General features: G+C 64.8%; 24 protein-coding genes. 13 read left to right on the forward strand and 11 right to left on the reverse strand.

Translation table 11 applies throughout. The features are described from left to right. Nucleotides 1-82: 82 nt before the first annotated feature. Nucleotides 83-1,750 (forward strand): PEP-utilizing enzyme, encoded by a 1,668-nt coding sequence (locus tag G6N55_RS27660; protein ID WP_085221457.1) that lies wholly within the window; start codon nt 83-85, stop codon nt 1,748-1,750. Between the two features lie 90 nt (nt 1,751-1,840). On the opposite strand, the gene G6N55_RS27665 is transcribed toward G6N55_RS27660, so the two are convergent. Next, nucleotides 1,841-2,467: a TetR/AcrR family transcriptional regulator gene (locus tag G6N55_RS27665; RefSeq protein ID WP_163667561.1), complete on the reverse strand. Its 627-nt coding sequence runs from the start codon at nt 2,465-2,467 to the stop codon at nt 1,841-1,843. A 221-nt stretch (nt 2,468-2,688) separates the two neighbouring features. Between G6N55_RS27665 and G6N55_RS27670 the strand changes: the two genes are divergently transcribed. Together G6N55_RS27670 and G6N55_RS27675 are read left to right on the forward strand one after the other, a co-directional pair. Next, nucleotides 2,689-3,804: a phosphotransferase family protein gene (locus tag G6N55_RS27670; RefSeq protein ID WP_085221716.1), complete on the forward strand. Its 1,116-nt coding sequence runs from the start codon at nt 2,689-2,691 to the stop codon at nt 3,802-3,804. A gap of 27 nt (nt 3,805-3,831) precedes the next feature. Then, the gene (locus G6N55_RS27675; RefSeq protein ID WP_085221459.1) at nt 3,832-4,884 is read left to right on the forward strand and encodes a DUF7064 domain-containing protein; all 1,053 of its coding nucleotides are present in this window, start codon (nt 3,832-3,834) and stop codon (nt 4,882-4,884) included. A gap of 28 nt (nt 4,885-4,912) precedes the next feature. On the opposite strand, the gene G6N55_RS27680 is transcribed toward G6N55_RS27675, so the two are convergent. Continuing rightward, complete coding sequence (locus G6N55_RS27680) at nt 4,913-5,242, reverse strand: hypothetical protein (RefSeq protein ID WP_085221460.1); 330 nt, start codon at nt 5,240-5,242, stop codon at nt 4,913-4,915. Between the two features lie 143 nt (nt 5,243-5,385). Here G6N55_RS27680 and G6N55_RS27685 point away from each other — a divergent pair, with 143 nt between their 5' ends. Further along, nucleotides 5,386-5,790 (forward strand): hypothetical protein, encoded by a 405-nt coding sequence (locus tag G6N55_RS27685; RefSeq protein ID WP_085221461.1) that lies wholly within the window; start codon nt 5,386-5,388, stop codon nt 5,788-5,790. Here G6N55_RS27685 and G6N55_RS27690 read toward each other — a convergent pair. The 5 genes from G6N55_RS27690 to G6N55_RS27710 are packed head-to-tail and all read right to left on the reverse strand — an operon-like array spanning nt 5,733 to nt 9,737. After that, entirely contained in the window at nt 5,733-6,773 is a 1,041-nt protein-coding gene (locus tag G6N55_RS27690; protein ID WP_085221462.1) for an acyl-CoA dehydrogenase family protein, read from the reverse strand. The genes G6N55_RS27685 and G6N55_RS27690 overlap by 58 nt on opposite strands. Then, nucleotides 6,770-7,537: an SDR family NAD(P)-dependent oxidoreductase gene (locus tag G6N55_RS27695; protein ID WP_085221463.1), complete on the reverse strand. Its 768-nt coding sequence runs from the start codon at nt 7,535-7,537 to the stop codon at nt 6,770-6,772. The genes G6N55_RS27690 and G6N55_RS27695 overlap by 4 nt, the downstream gene beginning before the upstream one ends. A gap of 34 nt (nt 7,538-7,571) precedes the next feature. Continuing rightward, entirely contained in the window at nt 7,572-8,765 is a 1,194-nt protein-coding gene (locus G6N55_RS27700; RefSeq protein ID WP_085221464.1) for a thiolase family protein, read from the reverse strand. A gap of 28 nt (nt 8,766-8,793) precedes the next feature. Further along, complete coding sequence (locus G6N55_RS27705) at nt 8,794-9,213, reverse strand: nuclear transport factor 2 family protein (protein WP_085221465.1); 420 nt, start codon at nt 9,211-9,213, stop codon at nt 8,794-8,796. A 50-nt stretch (nt 9,214-9,263) separates the two neighbouring features. Then, complete coding sequence (locus G6N55_RS27710) at nt 9,264-9,737, reverse strand: PaaI family thioesterase (RefSeq protein ID WP_085221466.1); 474 nt, start codon at nt 9,735-9,737, stop codon at nt 9,264-9,266. 191 nt (nt 9,738-9,928) lie between these two features. On the opposite strand from G6N55_RS27710, the gene G6N55_RS27715 reads away from it, so the two are divergent. From G6N55_RS27715 to G6N55_RS27745, 7 genes are all read left to right on the forward strand, one after another. Continuing rightward, nucleotides 9,929-10,759 carry a mycofactocin-coupled SDR family oxidoreductase gene (locus tag G6N55_RS27715; protein WP_085221467.1) on the forward strand — a complete coding sequence of 277 codons (831 nt, stop codon included), beginning with the start codon at nt 9,929-9,931 and terminating at the stop codon, nt 10,757-10,759. A gap of 43 nt (nt 10,760-10,802) precedes the next feature. After that, entirely contained in the window at nt 10,803-11,978 is a 1,176-nt protein-coding gene (locus G6N55_RS27720) for a spirocyclase AveC family protein (RefSeq protein ID WP_085221468.1), read from the forward strand. Between the two features lie 119 nt (nt 11,979-12,097). Beyond that, complete coding sequence (locus tag G6N55_RS27725) at nt 12,098-13,741, forward strand: nitric oxide reductase activation protein NorD (protein ID WP_139826762.1); 1,644 nt, start codon at nt 12,098-12,100, stop codon at nt 13,739-13,741. A gap of 14 nt (nt 13,742-13,755) precedes the next feature. Beyond that, the gene (locus tag G6N55_RS27730; protein WP_269474040.1) at nt 13,756-14,571 is read left to right on the forward strand and encodes a CbbQ/NirQ/NorQ/GpvN family protein; all 816 of its coding nucleotides are present in this window, start codon (nt 13,756-13,758) and stop codon (nt 14,569-14,571) included. Nucleotides 14,572-14,709: 138 nt separating this feature from the next. Further along, nucleotides 14,710-15,792, forward strand: a complete 1,083-nt coding sequence (locus G6N55_RS27735) for a spirocyclase AveC family protein (protein ID WP_085221471.1) — start codon at nt 14,710-14,712, stop codon at nt 15,790-15,792. Beyond that, on the forward strand, nt 15,789-16,874 hold the full coding sequence (locus G6N55_RS27740) for a spirocyclase AveC family protein (RefSeq protein WP_085221472.1): 1,086 nt from the start codon (nt 15,789-15,791) through the stop codon (nt 16,872-16,874). Before G6N55_RS27735 ends, G6N55_RS27740 begins: the two co-directional genes overlap by 4 nt. A gap of 4 nt (nt 16,875-16,878) precedes the next feature. Further along, on the forward strand, nt 16,879-17,658 hold the full coding sequence (locus tag G6N55_RS27745; protein WP_085221473.1) for a hypothetical protein: 780 nt from the start codon (nt 16,879-16,881) through the stop codon (nt 17,656-17,658). Between the two features lie 63 nt (nt 17,659-17,721). Here G6N55_RS27745 and G6N55_RS27750 read toward each other — a convergent pair whose 3' ends face one another. The 4 genes from G6N55_RS27750 to G6N55_RS27765 form a co-directional block, all read right to left on the reverse strand. Then, nucleotides 17,722-18,465 carry a hypothetical protein gene (locus G6N55_RS27750; RefSeq protein WP_085221474.1) on the reverse strand — a complete coding sequence of 248 codons (744 nt, stop codon included), beginning with the start codon at nt 18,463-18,465 and terminating at the stop codon, nt 17,722-17,724. A 120-nt stretch (nt 18,466-18,585) separates the two neighbouring features. Then, nucleotides 18,586-19,266 carry a hypothetical protein gene (locus tag G6N55_RS27755; RefSeq protein WP_085221475.1) on the reverse strand — a complete coding sequence of 227 codons (681 nt, stop codon included), beginning with the start codon at nt 19,264-19,266 and terminating at the stop codon, nt 18,586-18,588. Next, nucleotides 19,263-19,997, reverse strand: coding sequence for a hypothetical protein (locus G6N55_RS27760; RefSeq protein WP_085221476.1), 735 nt, complete (start codon nt 19,995-19,997; stop codon nt 19,263-19,265). Before G6N55_RS27760 ends, G6N55_RS27755 begins: the two co-directional genes overlap by 4 nt. Before the next feature lie 150 nt (nt 19,998-20,147). Further along, the gene (locus tag G6N55_RS27765; RefSeq protein ID WP_085221477.1) at nt 20,148-20,756 is read right to left on the reverse strand and encodes a TetR/AcrR family transcriptional regulator; all 609 of its coding nucleotides are present in this window, start codon (nt 20,754-20,756) and stop codon (nt 20,148-20,150) included. 214 nt (nt 20,757-20,970) lie between these two features. Between G6N55_RS27765 and G6N55_RS27770 the strand changes: the two genes are divergently transcribed. Beyond that, nucleotides 20,971-22,284, forward strand: coding sequence for a protoporphyrinogen/coproporphyrinogen oxidase (locus G6N55_RS27770; protein WP_085221478.1), 1,314 nt, complete (start codon nt 20,971-20,973; stop codon nt 22,282-22,284). A gap of 88 nt (nt 22,285-22,372) precedes the next feature. Then, a complete protein-coding gene (locus G6N55_RS27775) occupies nt 22,373-24,034 on the forward strand; it encodes a PEP-utilizing enzyme (protein ID WP_085221479.1) in 1,662 nt (553 codons plus the stop codon). Nucleotides 24,035-24,046: the final 12 nt, after the last annotated feature.

Consider the following 24,046-nt stretch of genomic DNA (forward strand, 5'->3'; position numbering starts at 1 on the left):
TGCTTGAATTTAATCGCGATTACAATCTGCGACATGCCTTCGTTCAGCGAGATGGTGCGCACCTTGGCAGGGGAGCGCTGACGTGGCGTCGACCCGGCCGCAACCGGCCACCGATCTGACACCCGAAGATCTGGCCGCCAGCCCGGTCCATTGCCCAGGGTCGAAGTTGCGCTGGACCACAGCCAATGTCGACGAGGGCTTGCCGGGAACCGTCACACCGCTGACCTGGTCGATGTACTTCCCGCCGACGGAATCCACGATGCGCGGCTGCTGGGTGGATCTGGGCGTGCTGCCCAATTCGCAGCGTCCGATTCCCGACGATGTCGACGCTCGTTTTCTCTCGGTGGCCTACGGTCGCGCCATCGCCAACCTCGATCAGATGGGTCGGATGGCCGCGCGCGTGCCGGGCGGCTCGGCCGCTCTGATGGAGGCGCAGCTGTTCGGATCGGTACAGGGCGGCGGTGATCCAGAGCCGACCGGCCTGCGCAAGATGCGCCGCTATCCGTTCGTCGCGGCGAAATTTCCTCGCGCACTGCGAAACGCGATGCGCAGCCTTGAGCCGTGTGCCGCAGAGACGACACGATGGTGGCGGGCCACTGTCTTCGAATCCGACAGGCCAGCAGGCGATTTAGCGGTTGCTACGTTAGTCGAGGCGCGCCGCCGGTTTGAGGCCATTCTGGAGATACACATGGTGCTCTCGATGGCGTGCCAGGGAGTGATGGGGCGCGTCGAAACCATGGCCACCAACGCCGGGATCGAGGGACTGCAGCACGAGCTCATCAGAAGTGACGAGGGGACCGCCGAGTTCGAACTGGTGCGGGACCTGTGGCGGCTGTCGGCCGACTCGATAACCGTCGAGGACTTTCTGCACCGGCACGGCTACCACGGGCCGCGCGAGGGCCTGGTGGAATCGACTGTGTGGCGGGAGGATTCGCGGCCCATTGTCGAGTTGGCCGCAACCTACCGATCCCGTCGCGACGCTGAGGATGTGGATCAGTTGGTACTGCGGCGACGCCGCGAACACGCCGCCGCCGTCCGGCGCCTGGAGCAGGCGCTCGGTGCGTTCCGATCGATCCCGGCGCGGGCACTTGTCCGCTTTGCCGCGCATGCGCCGACGTGGCGCGAGACAGGCCGTGCCAGCATTCTGCGGGCCGTGGATGTCGCGCGGGCCGCGTCGCGCATTATCGGCCGAGATCTCTCCGACGCCGGAGTGCTCGGCGACCCCACCGATATCTGGTTTCTGACCATCGACGAAATCGCCCGCGGCGACCGCGATCGCTGGGCCGAGCTCGTCGGCCAGCGCCAGGCGCATCATGCGATGTTCGACCGGATTTCGCTTCCGCACGTCTTTCGCGGCGAGCCTGACGTCGAGATCACCACAACGGCCGCCGATATCGTGGCGGCAGAATGCCGGCCTGACGTAGTGGAGGGCCTCGGAGTCAGCGCCGGCACCGCCGAGGGAATCGTGCGCGTCGTGCGCGATCTCGATGACGCCGATATCGACGAGGGCAGCGTATTAGTCTGCCGGGCAACCGATCCCAGCTGGGCTTCGTTGTTCCCACTGGCCGAGGCGGTGGTCACCGATGTGGGTAGCGCGATGAGTCACGCGGCCATCGTGTGCCGCGAATTGGGGCTTCCTTGTGTTGCCGGCACCCGTAACGGAACGACCGTCTTGCGTGACGGCATGCGGGTACGCGTCGACGGCACGTCCGGACGGGTGGAGATCCTCAAGGATGCGCCAGCCCCGTAACGCCTGCCGGGTTGGTCATAGTCGAAACCGCAACTCTCTTCTCAAGATTCGCATCGATGATGTTGTGCATGGCTCCGTGGCGGACGAGGGTCATCTAGGGGAGCCCGAGCGCTCCGCGATCTCGATGGCTTCGGCGCGATCGATGCCCAGGGCTCCCAGGAACGCGATGACGCTCGCGCCGTCGACGCTCGGGTCGAGGCGGCCGTCGAGGATTCCGCGCATCACGGCGATGGTCGCACCCACGGTGAACGTGACCGTCGAGTCGACATCCATCGCGGGGAAGCGTCCCGAGTCGATGCCGCGCCGGAGTGCACGTCGGGCATCAGACTGGATCGCCGACGCGAGGCGGACGTCGGCACTTTCAAGGTTCACGATCACGCGCGCGAGCTCTGGCTCGTGGGTCGCCAGGCCGATGAACCACCGGTGCGACCTCGCGGCCGATTCCGCCGGATCGTCGAGCCTCGCGGATGCGGCGATGACGCCGGACGCGAGTCGCTTGACCGTCGCGGTGACGACCTCGCCGATCAACTCGTCCTTGGACTCGAAGTGTTGGTAGAAGGAGCCGACGGCGACGTCAGCTCCGTCCGCGACATCGCGCAGGCGCAGTCCCTCGGCGCCTTGGTTGGCGATGATCTGGGCGGCAGAGGTCAGCAGCCGTTCGCGGGTGCGACCGCGTTTGCGCGCTATGCGTGGCGTGGGTTTCGTCTGGCCGGCCATGGGTGCCATCTTGCCTGTTCCGCGCGCCGACTGTGCGCCTCGGAGGTTGTTCACCGGCCACGGGGTTGCTCGTTCGAGTTCGCTCGTGTCGCGGGGCCGCTGGCCGCCGTGCAATTGCTTGATCCGTACGGGTGTTCATTTTTGAACAGTTGTACGGATATGGTTATGCTGTCGCGGGGAAGGCCCTGGCAGACCGCCAGCGCCGGGATCGGGAGAGCGGCATGGCGTTGGTGGAAAAGATGGATCTCGAGGCGGTGCGCGAAGCACTGGAACGGTGGCTTCGCCCCAGGCTTCGGGATCGCGCGCACGTCGGTGTCTCCGCATTGAGCGCGCCCTCGGCGAGCGGCTTCTCGAACGAGACGCTCTTCTTCGAGGTTTCCTGGGACGACCTCGGGACAACTCGCCGTGAGCCGATGGTCGCCCGGCTACAGGCGGACGGTGCGGGCCTTTACCCGAGCTACGACATCACGGCTCAGTACCGCGTCATGGCTGTGTTGGGCGAGTCGACGAGCGTTCCGGTTCCGGCAATGCTCTGGCTCGAGGAGGACCAATCCATCCTGGGCGCACCATTTTTCGTGATGAGCGGCGTAGACGGGCGAGTCCCGGCTGACGACCCGCCCTTCACCGCCAGTGGTTGGGTCCTCGACCTGACTCCGGGTGAGCGCGCCGAGCTCAACGACAACGCCCTTCGCGTCCTGGCGGAGATCCACGCGCTCGATCCGATCGAACTCGGTCTCGACTTCCTTGCCCGTCCAGAGCTGGGCGATTCTCCGCTGGATCAGGAGATCGCCTACTACGAGCGCTACTACGCCTGGGCGGCCGAAGGCCGCAGCCACCCGACGCTCGAAGGGGCCTTCCGGTGGATCAACGCGAACCGGCCGGCCGAACCCGAGACTGCCGTCCTGAGTTGGGGCGACGCCCGCATCGGGAACATGATTTTCGGCGCCGGGCGTCAGGTGCTCGCAGTACTGGACTGGGAGATGGCGACCCTCGCCAGCCCCGAGCAGGACCTCGGTTGGTGGCTCTTCATGCACCGCCACCACACCGAGGGCTTCGGGCTCCCCCATCCCGACGGTTTCCCGAACCGCGATGAGGTCATACGCCGCTACCAGGAGCTCTCCGGCCGGAAGGTTCGCAACCTCGACTTCTACGAGGCGTTCGCCGCGCTGCGTGGCGCGACGATCATGGTGCGTCTGGCGCGGATGATGATCGACGCCGGGTTGCTCCCGCCCGACGCCGATATGGCCGAAAACAATGGATCGAGCCGCATACTCGCCGGTCTCTGCGGGCTCCCTGCTCCGGCCGGCGAGGGCATCCGACTGATCTCCAAGAACTGACCGCCCCGCGAGGACGAGGAGCAAACGATGCCCCTGACCACGGCGCCGCCGGCGACCGACCTGTACCTGCCGCGACCGGTTACTGGCGCGGCCTGGGATCCCCACACGATCCACACGTACTACTTCGGGTTCTCGATCCCGGAGGCGCGAATTGGCTGTTTCATCTACATCCGTTGCCAGCCGACGTTCGGTGTCTGCGGATCCGGAGTCTCCATCTATCGGGGAACCGACAACCACACCGTCCTGGACGCCGAACATCTCGACTACGAGGTCGTGTCACCGTGGCCGGAGATCACCGGCAACGTGATCCGCACCGCGAACAACCTCATGGTCGACTTCGTCGAGCCTGGTGCCGCGGTCGCTGTCACGTACGAGAGCGCCGACGGCAACGCCTCCTTCGATCTCCGACAGGCCGCCCTGACTCCGCTTGTGGCGCGCGGTCACGTGATGCCGGGTGAGGAGGAGCACCACGAGGCTGCCGCGGCCGGGATCGCCGGTGGCAGTGAGCAGTTCATGCGCTGTACCGGCTCGCTGACACTGCATGGCGAAACCTACGCGATCGACTGCAGCCCGGTCCGCGACCGGTCGTGGTCTCAGGTGCGTACCGAGCGCCGCGCCGCCGTCCTGATGCCGCCGATCGGTTGGACCCCGATGTACTTCGGACCCGACCTCGCGCTGAACCAGATCGGATTCGAGCACCCAGATACCGATCCGGCCTGGGCCGGGCTCTATGACGTCCGTGCCGACGCGCCGACCCACCACTTCGGCTACGTCATCGACGGCACCGCGGTCAACGTCATCACCGACGTCCGGCGCCACGTCCTCGAGTACGACCCCACGGAGTTCGTCGCCCGGCGACAGGAGCTCGAAGTCCGCGACGAGACCGGACGGATCTACCGGTTCAGCGGCGAAGCGATAGCGCTGTGTCCGGTCCCCGCCTGGCCGAACCTGATGGCCCACGAGTGCATCTACCGGTGGACCGACGAGTCTGGCCGGGTCTCGCATCAGCCGTATCAGGAGATGTGGTTCGACTCCTACCAGCGGGCCATGCGCGGCCGGACGCGGGTACCGAGCCGATAACGGTCGCTTGGCCCCAGGCGCGAGATCCTCAGTGCACGTTGCGGATTTGGCCGTCTTCGGAGAGGCCGAAGGCCACTTCGCCGTTGGGTCCGGTCCAGTCGACGACCTCGTCGTAAGCACTGAAGGCCGGACCATTGCGCTCGGGAAGGCCGATGGGGCACCATCCGCCCCAGACCCGCTCGCCGCGATGCAACGTCACTTCCGAGCCGTCGGCCACGTCGATGACGACGCGCTGTGCGAAGCCGGCACGGTTTTTCGGAAGATGCGCGTCGACGATGGTGTGTACCTCCCCGTCGCGAACCAGGGCACCGCCCGTCTTCTGGCTCCCGTCCGGGTGCAGTTGCTTGATCAGGCCCACCGCATAGTCCTCGAATGTTGCCCACAGGAAGAAGTACTCGGCGAACTGCTATGAGTCATCACGGTAACCCCATGTGCGCGTGCGGAATCCGACGGCATCGATGTCGTAGTGCAACCCGAATCGTCTATGGCGCCGGGCTGCTGTTGGCGCCCCGGCTCGTCGGCGGCCATTGGCTTGGCCCGGGCGGCGCCGGAATCGCCACCCACCCACCGCTGCGCAGCCTCGGCATCCGCGACGGCGTGATCGGCTGGGTCACCATTCGCACCGCAGATGACCCACCCGTGGGTGCCCGGGTCGTCGCACTGGGAGCCGCGGGAGACATGGTCGATTGCCTCGGCACACTCATCGCGCACCGGGGCGACGAGCGTGTGCGCCCCGTATACGCGGCGGCTGCCGCGGTGGCGGCAGCGGCAAGCATCGTATTGGCGTGCAAGCTACATCGGCAAAACCTGCCAAATTCGCCACCCGCGTCCGGTGCGGCCGCCACGAACTACGGCGCGGCACCCAAAGCCACGGTCGATGCCAGTGTTTCGCGCGGATTGGAATAGGCCGCGGCGATCACTTGCAGGAAGCGAGCATCGGCGAACGCGTGCGAGATTGGGTATTCGCGCATGTAGCCGTACCCGCCGTGCAGTTGCAGGGACTGGTCGACTGCCTGGGCGCAGACCCTGCTCGCGGTCAGGCGAGCGGCCGCCGCGTCGGCCGCATCCAGTGCACCGGCGGCGCGCTGCTGCACACAGGAGTCGACGAATGCAGTCAGGCTGGCCAGCTCGGCCCACAGCTCGGCCAGGCGGAACCGGGTGTTTTCGAATTCCGCCAGCGGCTGGCCGAAGACCTTTCTGGCGTTCACGTAATCGACCGCCAACGCCATCGCCGTGCGTGCGCTCGCCAGCGCCAGCACGGCAAACCAAAGGTCGAGGTCGCGACTGAACGTGGTCGGGTAGATCAGGTCGGTATTCGCGCCGACGTCGCCGAGCGTCACGTCTGCCAGCCCCGCGTCACGTCCGGCCAGGTTCTCGGAGATCGGGGTGACGACGACACCGGGTCGGTCGAGCGTGGTCAACACAACGCCGTCGCCGTCGTTGTGCACCAGCAGCGCGTCGGCGATGCGCGCCGCGGCGACACCGGACAACGTGGCGGGCGCGGGAACCGCGATCAACTCACCGGTGGCGAGCCCCGGAAGCCACTGCTGTTTGTGCGCCGAACTGCCGTGCTCGAGCAAGAACGGGATCGCGACGCCGGCCTGCAGTGCAAACAGCAGAGCCAGCCCGGTTGCCCCGGCGGCGACCGCTTCCTCGATCAGGACGACCAGGAATCCGAAATCGTCGGCACCGCCGCCGCCGAACTCCTCGGGCACCGCGGTGCCGAGAAACCCGGCTTCGCCGGCGGCCGCGACGACGCTGCGCGGCACGCCGTCGGCGTGGCGCCATTCGTCCAGCTGCGGTACGACCTCGCTGGCGATAAATCGTTTGACGCTGTCGCGGAAGACCTCGTGATCGTCGCCGTAGATACGCCGGCGGCTCGAAATCACCTGGGTGCCATCCGGATTGCGCCGTCGAGGCGAATCGTCTCGCCGTTGAGCATGCCGTTGTCGATGATGGACAACGCCAGGCGGGCGTACTCGTCGGGCAGGCCCAGCCGGCTCGGGTGCGGCACGGTCTTCGCCAATGACGCGCGCACCTCGTCGGAAACCTTGGCGAGCAAGGGTGTGTCGAAGGTGCCGGGCGCGATGGTGCAGACGCGGATCGCCTTGGACGCCAGATCCCGTGCCGCGACGATGGTCATGCCGACGATGCCCGCCTTGGACGACGCGTACGGTATCTGACCGATCTGGCCCTCGAAGGCGGCCACCGATGCGGTCAGGATGACCACCCCACGATCACCGTCGAGCGGTTCGTTGGTGGCCATCTGCGCCGCGGCCAGGCGCAGCACGTTGAACGAGCCGATCAGGTTGATCCCGATGACCTCGGAGTACGTTTCCAGCGAGCCGGGGGATCCGTCCTTGTTGACCACACGCACCGGACCGCCGCGTCCGGCGCAGTGCACCACCGCCCGCAGCGGACCCGCTTCGACGGCCGCGCTGATCGCCGCGCTGACTTCTTCGGGGCTACGCACATCGGCGGCGATGAACTGCACGGTGTCACCGAGTTCCTTGGCGACGGTTTCGCCGTCGGAGGATGCCAGGTCGGCGATGATGACCTTGGCGGCACCGCCTCCGACAAGCCGTTCCACCGTCGCGCGCCCGAGACCGGAAGCACCTCCGGTGACGACCGCGCTGATTCCCTCAATCTGCATGTGTTGCTAGTCCTTTCGAATCCTTATGGGGCTTCTACAGCCGTTCGATGATCGTGGCGTTGGCCATTCCGCCGGCTTCGCACATCGTCTGCAGCCCGAAGCGGCCACCACCGGCCTCGAGCGCGTGCAACATTGTGGTGAGCAGCCGGGCGCCCGAGGCTCCGAGCGGGTGGCCCAGCGCGATGGCGCCGCCGCGAGGGTTGAGTCGTGCCGGGTCGGCCCCGAAGTGCTGCGCCCAGGCCATCGGTACCGGGGCGAAGGCCTCGTTGACTTCGTAGTGGTCGATGTCGGCCAGCGAGAGCTTTGATCGGCGAAGCACCCGCTCGGTCGCCGGGATCGGGCCGGTCAGCATGGTGATCGGATCGTCGGCGGCCAGCCCGAACGCATGGAACCGCGCCCGCGGGGTCAGGCCCAGCTCGGCGGCGGTGTCGTCGCCCATGATCAACACTGCTGACGCACCGTCGGCGAGCTGTGACGAGTTGCCCGCAGTGATGTGCCAGTCGCTGATCTCCGGGAACCGCTCCGCCATTTCTTCGGAGTAGAACGAGGACTTGAGCGTTGCCAAACCTTCGACCGTGGTTGCCGGTCGGACGGTCTCGTCGGTGGTGACCAGGCCGCCGTCCGGTGTGCTGATCGGGACGATCTCGGCGGTGAAGTCGGCGCCGGCCGCGTTCGTGTGGGAGGTGGCGGCGAACTGATCGATGGACTCGCGGTCGAGTTTCCAGCGTGCTGCCACCAACTCGGCCGAGATGCCCTGCGACACCAGCCCGGGCGCGTACCTTTCGGCCACCGATGGGCCGTAGGGGTCCTGACCGATCCGCGCGGTGAACATCGGGACGCGGCTCATCGATTCGACGCCGGCGGCCACGACGATGTCGCACGCTCCGGCGATCACGGCCTGTGCGGCGAAATCGGCGGCCTGCTGGCTGGATCCGCAGGCGCGATGCACCGCCACCGAGGGCACGCTTTCGGGCAGCCCTGCCGAGAGCCAGGCCCAACGGCCCACCGGCCCGGACTGTTCCCCGACCTGGCTTACGCAGCCGGCGATCACGTCGTCGACGCGACTGGGGTCAAAATCGTTGCGCGCCATCAGTTGCCCGATCACCTGACCCAGCAACTCGACCGGATGGACGGCGCTCAAGGCCCCGCCGGGACGCCCGTCCTTGGGTGGCTTGCCTTTGGCCATCGGCGATCGAATGGCATCGACAATGACTGCGCTACGCGACATTTGGTTGCTCCTCAATGACTGACTGTGCTTACGCGGGCTGCGGCTGGGTGATGGCCGCGGAGTCCCAGTAAAACGCCCGGATTTCGCGGACCAGACCCTCGGAGAACGACCACACCTCCAGCGCGGAGTTGGGAACCGCATCGTCGGAGCCGGGGTTTTTCCACTCGAAGGTGATCCAGGCGACCACGTGATCGCCGTCGCCGATCGTGCGCACCAGCGTGAGGTTGGTGGCACCAGCCTGATTGCCCGCCTTGGCGATTCCGGTGAACAGCCCGCGCAGCCGTCGGCTTCCCTCGATGCGGCCCCCATGCGGCAGCGAGGGCGGCCACTCGATCGCGGCGTCCTCGGCAAAGTGGGCGTCGATCGCCGCTCCGATCGCGTCGGGGTCGGCGCCACCGAGCGCGGCATAGAAGTCGGCGACGATTTGGGCGTTCGGTTGCTGCGACATCAGAGACCTCACTGTCCGGGGCGGGAATATTTTAGAACCTTATCGTCTCATTAAGTGCTCGGCAACGTCGGTTCGGCCGATCCGCCGGCGATCATCGTGCCCTGGCTGGTGGCGCAGCGGTTGCCGTTGCGGTCCTCGACGACCACTTCGACGAACTTGGTTCGCCGACCGCCGCCCAGCACCGTCGCCCGAAACGTCAACGGCGCCCGCGCCGGCAGATGGAACTGGATGTGCAGGGAGCCGGTTGCGGGCAGGAGGCCCTTTTCGCTCTGGCGCATGGTGAGCGCGCCCATGATCTGGTCGGCCGCGGCGGTCACGGTGCCACCGTTCACCGCGCCGTTGGGGTTGGTGGTCAGCGTCGAACGTTCCATCCGGAAGGTCGCCGAAGCCGCGTTCAACTCGACGCATTCCAGACCGAGGTCTCGGCAGTACGGCAGCGCGTTGACCCAGGTCAGCCAGTCTTCTGTCGCGTCTGATGCGGGGTGCCACCACGCCATGTCGGGCGCAGCACCGTCGTGGGCCATGGCTCGCTCCGTTCCGTCGCGTTTTTCTTTGCAATGTAAACGATCGTTCTGGCAAGACGATCGGCGCCCAGGTGCGTGTGACCATTGACACAAATGCGCCGATCGGCAATTATGAGACGTTGAACCTTAAAAACGCGACCCGTCGGCAGAACGTCCGTTCGGGAGGACAGAAGACAAGGACAGCTGGATATATGGGACTCGCCGACAACAAGGTCGCCTTCATCTCCGGAGTGGCGCGCGGGCAGGGCCGTTCACACGCGGTGCGGCTGGCCGAAGAGGGTGCCGACATCATCGGCTTCGATATCTGCGCCAACGACGATGCGGTGGAATACCCACTTGCCACCCAGGACGATCTCGAAGAGACGCGCAAGCTGATCGAGAAGTTCGGCCGCAAGGCGCTGCTCTCGGTGGCCGACGTTCGTGACCACGAAGCGGTCAAGCGCATTGTCGACGAGGGTGTGGCGGAGCTGGGTCGACTGGACATCGTCCTGGCGAACGCCGGCGTCATGGCCATTACCGGGCAGCAGCGTCTGGGGCGCGACTCCTTCCTGGCCGGGATCGACATCATGCTCACCGGTGTGTTCAACACCGTGATGCCGGCCATTCCGCACCTGCAGGCCGGTGGGCGCGGGGGGTCGATCGTGATCACCAGCTCGACCGCGGGTTTGGTCGGCGGCCTCGGGGACGGGTCACCGGGCGTGCTGGGCTACACCGCCTCCAAGCACGCCGTCGTCGGGCTGATGCGGGCCTGGGCCAATGTGCTTGCACCGGACGGCATTCGGGTGAACACCATCCACCCGACCGGGGTCAACTCCCCGATGATCGCCAATGAAGCCTTTGGGCGCTATGTGCAGGAATTCCCGACGATCGCGCAGAACCTGCAAAATCCACTGCCGGTGCCCAATGGATTGCTCGAGCCGCAAGACGTAACGGATTCGATCATGCACCTGGTTTCGGACGCGGGCCGCTACATCACCGGCAGCACGTTCGTGATGGATGCGGGCTTCACCAACAACAAATAGCCGTCCGAGTCGCTCTTGAACGCGGTCTAGAAAGGGGCCAACGATGACCCAGATGGCTGAACGGCTGGACCTCCCGAGGCGAGACGGCCCGCCGCTGCCGGTCGATGCCGCGCCCCGCACGTCGGCGCCGGTGAAGTGGTGGGCGGCCGTTGGCGCCGTCTACCTGGTGTTCATGGTGGCGGTGCTGACCAACTGGGTGCTGGGCCCGTTGTTCAAGACCGTGCCGATGGGCCCGACACCCGTCCCGACCTTTATGAAGGTCGCGGTCGTGTTTTTCGAGGTCCTCACGATTCCGGCGATATTGGGCTGCTTCTACTTCATGGTGGTCAAACCGTGGCGGCGGGACGGGAAACTCAGCGTCGACGGGGCGCTGACGCTCGCGTTCGCGACGGTGTGGTTCCAGGACCCGTTGTCCGCCTACAGCGGCACCTGGTTCACCTACAACGCCTACGCGCTCAACTATGGCTCGTGGGTCAACAGCGTTCCCTTCGCGACCGGCAAGGCCGCGCCCGGCGCGATGCTGGTCGAACCGATTCTGATCGTCCCCGGGGCATACGTGTACTGCTTCGTGGTGGCGATGTTCGCCGGTGGCTGGGTGATGCGGACCGCGCGTAAGCGTTGGCCGCAGCTGAGTGCGGTCAAGCTCGGCGCAATCTGCGTCGTGGCGATGTTCGCCTTCGACGTCGTATTGGAAGGCGTCATGTTCATGCCGCTGGGGGTGTGGGAGTACCCGGGTGGACACTTCAACATCTTCCCGAACACCTACCACAAGTTCCCGCTGACCGAGATGATCACGGCCGGTTCGGCATTCGCGTCGGTCGCCATCCTGCGTTTCTTCAAGAACGACCGCGGCGAAACGCTCGCCGACCGCGGTCTCGAGTCGCTGAAGGTCTCGGATCGCCGCAAGAGCGTCTTGCGGGCGCTGGCGATGATCGGTTTCGTCAACATGTTGTTCTTCGGTCTGTACAACGTGGCCAACACGTGGACCGCGACCCGGATGGCCGACTGGCCGGCGGACCTGCAGAAGCGTTCGTATCTGACCAACGGTCTGTGCGGCGAGGGAACCGACCAGATGTGCCCGGGACCGGCAGTTCCTCAGTTCCGCAACAACAATCAGGACCCCAACGGGGGATCGGCACACCTCGACCCGAACGGTAACCTGGTCGTGCCCCCTAACACCACGCTGCCGAGCATGGTGCCCTTCGATCGCGGGAAGTAGTGCGAGGACGCGATATTTCATCGATCACCAGATTCGCTGTCCTGGCATCCGCGATCGCCGCGAGGCCGTTGACCGTCGAAGCAACGCGCGCTGAGCCTACCCACACGGACGGGCGAACGGTGTTCGTTGCCGTCGGCCTGGATGCGGGGGATGTGCGTGATGCGGTCGCGGTGCAGGCCGCACTCCTGGCGGCCGGCACACTGCGTAAAGACCTGATGATGCGACTCGCGCGGCATCGCCCCGCCGTCGCGCAGCGCTATCTGGCGCTGGAACTGGGCCGTGTCGCTGAGCAATTGGATCACGTGCTGCCTGTCCGAACCGCGCGCCGGATGAAATCGGTTGGTTTGCGGCCAGTCTCACGCTCCAGCGACGAGTCGCTCGATCGCGCGCTGGGTCGCGAACGCATCGCGTCGTCCCCGGACTGGGCCGGTGCGTTGCGGCCGTCCCGATTACGACGCGTAAGTGAGGAGGACCTGCGGGCCTCACCCACCGACCATGACCTGGCGCGGCTGGGCCAGCTCGAAGAAGAAGACCCCCAACCGGACGACGACAACACCGACGAGAACGACGAAAGCAAGATCGTCAATCTGTTGTCGGCCCCGGGGATTCCCAATCCGTTGGGGGATGCGATTCAGAAGCTCCTCGGGATGGGCCGCAGCGGACAGGACAAGAATCAGGGTTCGGCCGAAATCCCGGTCGGCAAGCAACGGTTCGGACCCGTCGGGCGAAACGCCAAGAAGGGTTCACTGGCTCGGCTGGTGTCGGCGGTGCTCGACCCGGCTCCGGCCGTCGGCACCCGCTACCCGGAGTGGGACTGCCACAAGGGGGCCTATCGCTTCGATTGGTGCGCTGTCGCCGAATACGATCCGGCCGACATCGAGTCCGCACGCGATGACGCCCCCGCACAGCCTCTCCTGCAGCGGCCCCTTGCCCGGGTCGGCATCGAGCCGCAACGACATCGGCGCCAGTCCGAAGGCGATTCACTGGACCTGTCCGCGTTGGTGGACTACGAAACCGACCGCCGGCACGGCGACCATCCGGACCCGTTCATCTACGAGAGCAGCCGGTTGACCAAGCGCGACCTGTCGGTGCTGGTTCTGCTGGACTGTTCGGGTTCGACCGCGGAAGACTCCGGCGGTCGGGTGGTGTTCGAGGAGGAACGCCGCCTTGCGGGTGACCTCACCGTGGCATTGGAACGGCTCGGCGACCGGGTCGGGACATACGGCTTCTATTCACGCGGCAAGGACGCCGTGCGATTTCTGCGCGTCAAGACGTTCAACGCTCGGTACGACACGGCCGCCAAACGCCGCCTGCAGTCGGTTCAGCCGTCCGGGTTCACCCGCATCGGGGCAGCGATCCGGCACGCGACCCACGTCCTGCAATCGCAGGCGCTGGCAAAGAACATGGTGCTGTTGGTGATTGGCGATGGACTGCCCTACGACGACGGCTACGAGGATCGCTACGCGCGCGCGGACGCGCGGCAGGCGATCAAGGAAGCCGTGCTGCAGGGGATCGGCGTCGCCGGAATCGGCATCCGGTCGTCCACCGAGCCAGAGGTTCTCGAGGATGTCTGGTCGGACGCATCGTTTAGGGTGATCGGACAAAGCGGCGATATTCAGCGCCATCTTCGTGGTCTGTTGCTCAATGCGCTGAGTGTGACCCGCAGCAACGGGCGGCGACGGGAGCTGCTGAGCGAAGAACACCATGGATACCTGCGGTCGCTGCACGCGGCCCGGCGCAGCGCGATGAACACGTACTCCTGAGCAGTGAGGTGGGGATGAGCGAATTGACAATGGATCAGCGGGATGTGACGCGTGACGGCGGCAGGCCGTACATTCCCGTCGGCGATGAAGTCGATGTGTTCAACGCCGCCTGGCGTTCTGGGCTTCCGGTCATGTTGAAGGGGCCGACGGGTTGTGGCAAGACACGGCTGGTCGAGCACATGGCCGACCAGTTCGGGGTGCCGCTGTTCACCGTGTGTTGTCACGAGGACATGACATCGTCAGATCTACTGGGCCGGTTCGTGCTTCGGGATTCGCAAACTGAGTGGGTGGACGGACCCCTGACGCGAGCGGTGCGCCAGGGCGGCATCTGTTACCTCGACGAAGTCGTCGAGGCCCGGCAGGACGCGATCGTCGCGGTGCATTCGCTCGCCGATCACCGCCGCGAACTGAACATCGAAAGACTCGGTGGGCTCAAGCTACAAGCGGCAGAAGGCTTTCAGCTGGTGGTGTCGTACAACCCGGGTTATCAAAGCGTTCTCAAGGACCTGAAGATGTCGACGCGCCAGCGCCTGGTCGGCATCGATCTCGGATTCCCGCCGCCGGAGATCGAGAAGAAGATCTTGCAACAGGAGAGCGGCCTTGACTCCGACGTGCTCGACGACATCATCCGGCTCGGTCAGGCAATTCGGCGCCTCGATGACGCCGCGCTGCGCGAAACCGCCTCCACCCGCGCGCTCGTCGCGACCGCCACCCTCGTGCGTGCCGGTTTGCGGCCACGCGCTGCAGCGGTGTCCGCGATCGCAAGCCCGCTGACCGACGACGCGGAAACGTGCGACCGGTTGACCGTGCTGATCGATTCGTACTTCTGAGCACCCCCTCGGCGCCCGAGCGTGGGCGCTGAGCACGGTAAATGTCACTAATTCGTTCCTGGGCCCCACGCTCGCGGACTCGAATCTGATTTATAAATCATTCTTGAGTACATAATCAGTCAGCGGTACGGTGAAGCGATGACCTCTGACATCCGCACAGCGACCGTGGGTGAGGGCATGGATGCCGGCCGACGGCCGTCGCGCGCGGATGACCAGGCGCTGCGCTCCTGGCGCCCGGTGAGCGCATGGGCGGCGGCCGGGGCGGTGCTGCTGATCTTCGAAGTGGCGGTGCTCGCGCGGTGGGTTCTCGGCCCCAACTTCAAATCCACCCCGCCCGGTCCCGATCAAATCTCATCGGGTCACCAGGTCCTTTTCGTCGCGCTTCAAATCGCGGTGCCGCTTGCCGCGGTTGTGGCCCTGTACTTTTGGGTCTTCCGGCCTTGGCGCAGGGAAGGACGTCTGACCACCGACGGCATGCTCACGCTGAGCGCCGGCATGGTGTTCTTCTGGGACATGTCGATGAACTACACGTCGGTATCCCTGTTGTACAACTCGCATCTGGTCAACCGTGGTGCCTGGGCAAACGGATCTTGGCCGGGATGGGTCAGCCCGGACGCCAACCGTCTGCCGGAATCGCTGTTCATCACCATCCCCGGCTACGTAGCGCTGGTGTTCTCGCAGGTCATGTTCGTGCTGTGGATGCTGCGCAAGATCAAGGCGCGCTGGCCGAAGTTCCGCCCCGCCGCGTCGGTCGCGTTCATCTTCGTCGGCCTGGTTGTGGTGGACACGATCATCGAGTCGATGCTGTTGCGCACCGAAATCTATGCCTACCCCGGGGCGATTCGGGCCATCACGCTCTTCGCCGGCCATACCTACCAGGTGCCCCTGTCGGAGACCGTGCTGTTCGGCGGCATCGCACTCGGCGCGATCGCTTGTCTGAGCCACTTCCGCGACGACCGGGGCCAAACCGTCGTGGAGCGCGGCCTCGACAAGATTCGGGTGGGCCCGAAGTCCAAACAGCTGATCAAGTTCCTCGCCATCTTCGGCGCCGTGCACCTGTCCTTCCTCGTGCTGTATATGGTTCCGCAGCAATGGTTTGCGGTGCATTCCGGTCCGTTCCCAGCCGATTACAAGTCCTACATGATCAACGACATGTGCGCCTCGGGCAGTGACGGGAAAACCTGTCCCGGACCCGGCGTACCCATGCCGAGGCAGCCGTGACGACCCTGGACCGCGCTTCGTCGGTCGATCGCCAAGTCGCCCAACGCAATACGGCGACACTGTGGGTCATCCACGGGGGTCTGTGGTTTGCCCTTATCTGCTATTGCTGGACCGCTTGGGTCGTGAGCGGCGACTTCAAGACGAACACCCTCGGCCGCGGTCAGGAGCCCGGCTGGTATGTGGGCTTGATGCGCGGCTGGGAAGTCTTCGCGCTCGTCGTCACCGTTGCCATCGTGTGGGTCTTCATGATCCGGCCCAAACTCCGCGACGGCCGCTTGTCGTTTGACGGATTGTTCGTCCTCGGATGCGGTTTGATGTTCTTCCAAGAACCGTGGATCAACTGGACGAGTTACCAATTCCTTTACAGCACAACCTCAATCAACTTCGGCAGTTGGCTGGACCACATCCCCGGGTGGAGCTCGCCGAACGCCGCGCTGATACCCGTCTCGATGTGGGCGGGCACCGCATATTTCTGGCTGGTCGCGATCCCCGCGATGGCCGGCTCACGACTCATGGGCTGGTTGACCCGGCGCAAACCCGGCATCAGCAAGCTGCGCCTGATTTTGCTGACATACCTGGCGTTCTGCGTCTTCGATCTGGTGCTGGAAAGCTTCATCACCAGAACCAATCTGTTCAGCTACGCAAGTGTGATCCCGCAGCTGAGCCTTTTCGCCGGAACCGATCACCAGTTCCCGCTGTACGAAACCGTAAGCTGGGCCGGCACCTATGTGTTCTTGTCCAGCGTTCACTTCTTCCGTGACGACCACGGCCGGTCGCTGCCCGAACGGGGAATCGACACCTTCAGATTCGGTGGTAGCCGGCTGAAGACCTTCTTTCGCTTTCTTGCGATCGTCGGCATGTGTCAGTTGTCAATCCTGTTGACCTACAACATCCCTTACCAGCTTTATGCCTTGCATTCGGAGATGTCGAGTGTGTATCTGAAGCAGCCGTGGCGGCTGGGCGGCGTGTGCGGCCCGAACACCAGCTTCGATTGCCCGGGTCCGGGCGTTCCCATCCCTCGCCGCGACAGCACGACCAACCGGGTGGATCTGAGCCCCTCGATCACCGGGCCGAGGAGATGAAGTCATGCTCACACCGCAACCCCCGCTCGATATGATCGTCGACAAAACCGCCGAGTTGGGCATCACCGTTTTCCTGGCCGGCATCGTCAGCGTTGCGCTGGTTCTGTCGTTGATCGTTTGGTTTAGAACCGGTCGACCCTTGGTTCTGCTGCTGATGATTTCCGGCGGCGCCATCATGATTTTTGAGCCGATGGTCGATACGGTGGGTGCCTGTTGGTTCCCTTCGAATTCGTGGACGGCCTTTACCGCCTGGGGCAGACCCTTGCCGGTCTGGTTGTGCCTGGCCTACTTCTTCTATTTCGGCATCGCGACCTCTGCAATCTGGAATGGCTTGCGTAAAGGCCTGACACGGCAGCAGATCTGGCTCGTTTTTTGCGCGGCGATGCTGGGAGACCTGGTGTTCGAAACCGTCTTGCTGACGATGAATCCCTATGTCTATTACGGGTATCAGCCCTTGCTACTCGGCAAGTTTCCACTCTGGTGGATGGCGGTCAACGCCGCCATCCCGCTGGTCCTGGCGGCGCTGATCTACCAGTTCGATTCCTACTTCCGCGGTTGGCGAACAGTGGCGGTTATTCCCTTGGCGCTGACCACCAGTGCCGCGGTCAATGCTGCTGCGGGCTGGCCGTCGTGGCTGGTCATCAACACAAACGTGGGCTGGGTACTGACACAGGTGGGCGGATTGGCCACCTTCGCTGCGGCTGGTGCAGTAGTCAAACTGGTGGCCGCTGTGGTCGCCCATCCGCACCCGGCCCATGAAGCGTTGCCGGCCCCGACCCGATGACCCGATCGGCAGACCGTGCCGACCAACCGATGCGTGAGTGACTCTGCGCGCTTAGGAGTCTGACTACCCCGCGGTGGCGACGGCGTCCAGGCTCTCGACGGCGTGGCCGGGATTGCGGGTGGCCCGCAGCACCGCGGCGCGCATCAAGTAGAACGTCACCAGGAACCAGGCGCCGAACAACACCACCGGGATCCACAGTCCGAACAGCCCGTTCCAGGACCACGGCCCGGAATGGAAGAAGAACAACAGCTGGTCGGGGATGATCAGCATGACCACCATGAAGTTGAAATAGCCTGCCCAGCGCGGGAATACCGGATCGGGGCTCTTGTCGATGAAGGCCGCGAGGGCGATCGAAACGGGCATCGCGGCGAACATCGATACCCCGCCGATGAATTGCAGCCACGCCATGTCGTTGAAAATGTAGGTGAGGTCGGCCGCGCGCTCCGGACGGTAGGCGGCGACCAGCCACCACACAGCCGGGTAGAACGTCAGCACCATATTCCCGCAGCCGCCGATGAGCACGCCGTAGGTAAGCACACCCGGCCCGCCCTCGATCTTGGACAGAAACTGTCCGATGGCGGCGGCGAAGAAGATGAACACACCGGCGGACCACATCACCAGCACCATGCCGATCCGGATGCCGTTGGTGTTGCCCTGGAAGATCTGCGCAATTTCGCCGGCAGTGCGCGACGGCGCAACTGGTGGCAGGAAGCCGGCGAAGGCACCCCAACCAACGAAGAGCAGGATCAAGTATCCGGGGCCGCACCAGGCGCCGAATATTCGAAGTTTGGCTTGAATCGGGGTCATGCGATCTCCTCAGCGAGCGCAGCGACTATGAACGTACGTTCACGTTATCGCAGTAAAGCCCGCTGAAAAAGATGTTCGGCCTTATCCGTGCAGTGCGACCGCTGCGGGCTGAACCTGTTCCTACAACCCGATCGCGCGAAATATCAGGACCGCCATTACGACTATCCACGCGAAGAACGTCAGCACCGGTGACCAAAAGGCCAGCAAGCCGTTCCATGCAAACGGACCCGAGCGGGTGAGGAATGCGATCGCACCCGCCTCGAACATCAGCGCCGTCCACGCGGTGTAGTACCCGAACCACCGCGGAAACGGAGTGTGCACAACGGTATTGGGTATCAACGCGACGGCGGCGATCGCAACCCACATGAAGATGTAGTACTGATCGGTCGTGACGAACGTCAGCATCGCGAGTTCGTGCATGATGGCGGTGATCTCGGGGGCCCGCGTCGGGGTGAAGGCGGCGACACCCCAGAAAATCGGGGGCAGCACCAGGGGCACCGACATCAATGTGCCGCCGGCGAAGGCGAGAGCCGCCCATACCGGTCTACCCGTTTCGTGCCGGGCAATCTGAACTGCCACCACCACCGTGATGGGCACCATGAAGCCACCCGTCCAACTGCAGATGGTGGCGCCGATTTTGATCGAGGAGCCGTGTTGGACGTAGAAGCGGGCAATTTCGTCTGCCGACCACTTCGCGGTGGGCGGCGGCATCATATGAAAAAGCCGCCACCACACCAGCCCGTAGGCGAGGGTGAAGGTGAGGCCCCACCACATCAGAATTCGCTGTGCGCGGGTGCTCATGCGGGTGCGCCGGCCGTCGCGGCCGTAGCGGATTCTTCGGTGAACGCACGTTCTTGCTCGCTGATCGCGCGCAACAGCATCGCCGTGATCAGGCACAACCAGACGGTGAACACCACGACCGGGATCCAAAACGCCAGCAGGCCATTCCACGCCAGCGGTCCGCTCTTGAAGTACGGAATCAGCACGCCGGGCAGATAGATGATCTGCGCCCACAAGTTGAACCACCCCAACCAGCGTGGCAACACGGGCCGTTCGGATTTGTCGCTGAGGATCGCGATGGTGATCGCCATGCCTTGGACGAAGATAGTGCAGACCGGCCCGATGAAAAGCATCCAGGCCATGTCGTTGAAGCGGTGGGTGATCTCGATGTTTTCCAGCGGGCGGAAAGCCGCCGCCTGCCACATCATCACCGGTGCAACGAAGATGAGCACGAAAACGGAGCCCATACCGAGCTGGGTATAGGCCATGGGTGAGTATCGGCCTTCAATGCGCTTGAGCTGCACGCTGATCGCGGCTGCCCACGGGCAGTAGATCGCACCACCGAATCCGACGATGATCAGACCGGCGCGGATCCGGTTGCCGTGTTCGGCGAACATGGTGGCGATCTGGTGGGCATCCATGCTCGGCGCCGGCGGCGGGATGAATCCGGCGAGAAAGAAGAAGCCGACTACCCAGGTAACCGCACACGCCGGTCCGGCCCACGCGCAGATGCGCTGACTGCGAGCATTCATTGCTGACTCCTCCGTCGGCTGGGGTCAGCCTATGAAAAACTGACGCGACGTGTCAATAGCGTAGGTGTGTCAGTTTGGGCAGGTAGATGTCGTCGATCCGCCGAACCCGGTTGCCAGCAACGGGTATTGGGGAAGCTCGGTCCCCGGTGATTACCTGCGGCGGGTCGGTTGGGAGCCGGGCAAGCCGGCCTCGAGCATGCCGAACGCCGTGTCGGCCAGATTGGCCACGTCGTCGCCGCTTTCGATCGCCGCATGCAGCACCGCGCGCAGCGCCGACGCCATCGCCGACGCGAGCACTTGAGTGCGCAGGTGAGTATTGGGGGTGTCGGGCAGGCCGATGGCGAAAAAGCCTTTGAGGATCTCTTCCCATTCGTGGGCGATTTCGAGGTAGCGCCGGCGCGGCACGGGTTCGGTGAACCACAGCCGCATGATCGTCACGCGCAGGTCCGGCTCGAAATTCTCGAAGAACTGCTCCAATTGCGCGGTGACCGCCACGCGCGCGACCGTCCAGCGATCACCCTTACGCGGCGCACTGTCCAGTGCAAGGCGTAATCCTTCGACGACTTCGGAGACGGCGGGGAACAGCACGTCCTCTTTGGTGCCGAAATACCGGTTCAGCGTGCTGCGTGAACACATCGACGCGTGGGCGATTTCCTCCATGCCGACCGAGTCGTAGCCGTGCTGGGTGAACAGTTCCACCGCGGAGCGCACAATTGTGGCGCGCAGCGCTGCTTTCTTTCGCTCCCGTAACGCGGTCATCGGGAGTCAGCATAAGCACAAAACTACGCAGGCAGTGGCGCGGCGTTTTGCGGTGGCGGGGTAGGACGCAGAGCGATCTGGAAACGATGTCACGAGCTGAGGCCCTGTGGTAGCTTGGCCGATGATAACGATCGTTTACAAGGTGGGCGATGAGCCGGTGGAGTTGTGCGATGAAATCTAATAGCCAGCGAATCGGACGCCGGGGCGGCCGGTCATGACCCCGGTCGTTGTGGTCGGAGCGGGCCTGTCCGGACTCGTGGCTGCGTACCGCTTGCAGGAAGGCGGGGCGAAGGTCATCGTCCTGGAATCGGCGAGCCGACCGGGTGGTCGCGTGCAAACCGAGTCACATGGGGACTACATCGTCGACACGGGTCCGGACGCGCTGACCGCCGGATACGCAAGCTATCTGAAGCTGGTCGAGGACCTCGGGCTCGCGGATCGGTTGGTGGATACCAGCGCGGTCATCGGCCTGGTCCGGGGCGGGCGGGTGATCGATATCGACCCCGGCAAGCCGCTGCGCCTACCCTTCACGCCCGCTTTGTCGTTGCCGGGCAAGCTGCGTCTTTTGGCCGGACTCGTTCGATTGCGCAAGGCGATCGGCGATGTCGACTCCTACGATATGGGCCGGTCGGCGGCGCTGGACGATCCCGACGTGTCCGCGCACGACTTCGCGCTGCGTCATTTCGGCCGTGAGGTGGCCGAATATCTGATTGACCCGATGATGCGCCTGACGACCGGATCCGGCGCCCACGAGGCCTCCAGCGTGAATGTGCTAGGCGCATTGGGGGCTTGGTCCGGGGGCCTGCACAGTCTGCGCGGTGGTTTGGCGACGGTGACCAACGAGCTCGCGTCGCGGCTCGACGTGCGATACGGCGCAACCGTCAACCGCGTCGACGAGACCGAATCCGGCGTTGCGGTGTCGTATACCGACAGCAGCGGGACTCACGACGTCAATGCGGGAAGCTGTGTCATCGGCGCTATGTATCACCGCGCGGTCGAGATGTGGCCGACATTGTCGACGGCATCGCCGGCCTTCGGCGACAAGTTACGCAACGTCAAGTTGATCAGTGTCTCGCTCGGCTATCGGGTTCCGACCAAGAGCAGGGCCTACACCATCCTGGTGCCCACCGTCGAGAATCGCGAAGCCCTGCTGATCTTCTTGCAGCACAACAAATCCCCCGACCGCGCGCCTCGCGGGCACAGCCTGGTAACCATTTACACCGACACGGCTGTCACCGACAGGTTCCTCGACTACACCGACGCGCAACTGGAGACATGGGCCGCCGGCATTGTCGAAGGGCTCTGCCCCGAACTAGCCGGGAACCGCGACCTGTCGGTGGTAACGCGTTGGCCGTACGCGGGATACCTCGCCGATCCCGGCTTCTGGCGTCGCAACAGCGCACTGCGTGACTCGCTGCCCACCGACGGCCCGGTGCAGATGGCCGGCGATCTGTTCGGCGCGGGTTCCATGGAATCGGCTGCGCGTTGGGGCGAGAACGCCGCGCGACACATACTCGAGGGCCGCTGACTGCTGCTGGTTGCATATCCGTAGAGGTTTGGACATGCTGTAGTGCGTTAACGATCGCTCACACCATTGTTTTGACGACTGGAGGTTGATGTCCGTTCGTCCAGCAGAGAATGCACCCGGCCGCACCGGCGAGTCGGACTGGCCCGATCCGCTCCACGAGCAGAGCGGTCCGGCAACGTTTTGGAGCACGGTCAATCTGGCCGAAGCGATACCGGGTGTGCCGACACCGATGTCGTGGTCGATCTTCTCGATCGGCAATGAGGTATCGGTACCGTATGCCTACCATCGGCTCGGAGTGCTGCCTCGGCGCTTGACGGGGCGAGCCGACAGCGTCGACGACCGATTCGCCGCGATCTTCTATGGCCGTGCCGCCATGAATGTCACACACTTGCGCCAGATCGCCGATCTCACGCCGGGAACATCCGGGGACGCAATGGAAGAGCAGCTCCTTGGGTCCGTGCGCGACGGGGTGCCGAGCGAAAACTCGTGGCGCCGCTTGCCGTTCGTGCTCGCCCGGTTTCCGGTGGAGGCCGCGCGGTTGCCACTGCGACTGCAGCGGCTGCACCGCGATCAGCATCGATGGTGGAGTGCCGAGACTCGGCGGTCGAATCCGACTCCGAGCCGACGGTTGTTGGCGCAATCGGTCGACCGGTTCGACGCCGCGATGCGCATTCACATGATCGCGGTGGCGGTGACGCAGGCGCTCTTCGAACAAATCACGCGTCTTGCCCGTGCGGCGGGCGATCCGGGCCTGGTCACCCAGTTGGCGGCGGGCTATGGCGGCTATGAAGAGGCGCGGATGGTCGCCGAGCTCTGGAATGTGTCTCGTGGCGCCCTCTCGGTCGATGCCTTTGTGGCCCGCTATGGATTCCACGGCCCAGAGGAAGGCGAAGTATCGGCGACCTCGTGGCGGGAGGACCCCAGTCTGGTGACCTCGATCGCCGATCGGTACACCCGCCACGGCGTCGAGGATCGGGCCACCGAGCAGGCCGATCGTCGCGAAAGACGAGTCTTGGCCGAGCAATCGCTGTTGGCGAATCTGCCTGGGCATCAGCAGATCAAGGCGCGGGCCGTGCTGCGTCTCGCGCAGCGGTATCTGCCGCTGCGCGAAGTGGGAAAGGCGGCATTCTTGATGGGGATTGACGTCGCGCGGTTCGCCGCCCGCCGCCATGGTGCCGAACTGGTCGCCGACGGCGTGTTCGCGCAGCCCGATGATGTGTTCTCTTTTACCGTGTCCGAGGTCGCGCGCGGACTCGACGGTGCGCGCGGCGATGTGGGCGATGTCGCCCGGCGCAGGCAGGCCAAACGGGCCGAGTACCAAACGCTTACCCTCCCGGACCGGTGGGAGGGCATGCCGCAGCCGCACATAGACACCGCCGATCGAATCGAGCTGCGGGCAGGAGACACCGTCACCGGGGTGTCGATCACGGGAGGCGTCGTCGATGGCTCGGCGCGAGTAGCAACCAGCCTGGAGGTGGCCGAGGAACTCGAACCGGGGGAGATCCTGGTATGCGAGGTGACCGACCCGAGCTGGTGCACGCTGTTCCCGCTGGTGGCGGGAATGGTCGTGGACATCGGCGGTCCACTGAGTCACGCGGCGATCGTCGCCCGCGAGATGGGAATTCCCTGTGTGGTGAACACCGGGGAAGCGGTCGCCCGGCTCAAGACGGGGATGCGCATCCGCCTGGACGCCACCAATGGTGTTGTCGTGGTTCTCGACACCTGCAGCGAATCGGTCGCACACCACTGAGAACGGGTTCAG

This window comes from Mycobacterium florentinum (assembly GCF_010730355.1).
Taxonomy (GTDB): Bacteria; Actinomycetota; Actinomycetes; order Mycobacteriales; family Mycobacteriaceae; genus Mycobacterium; species Mycobacterium florentinum.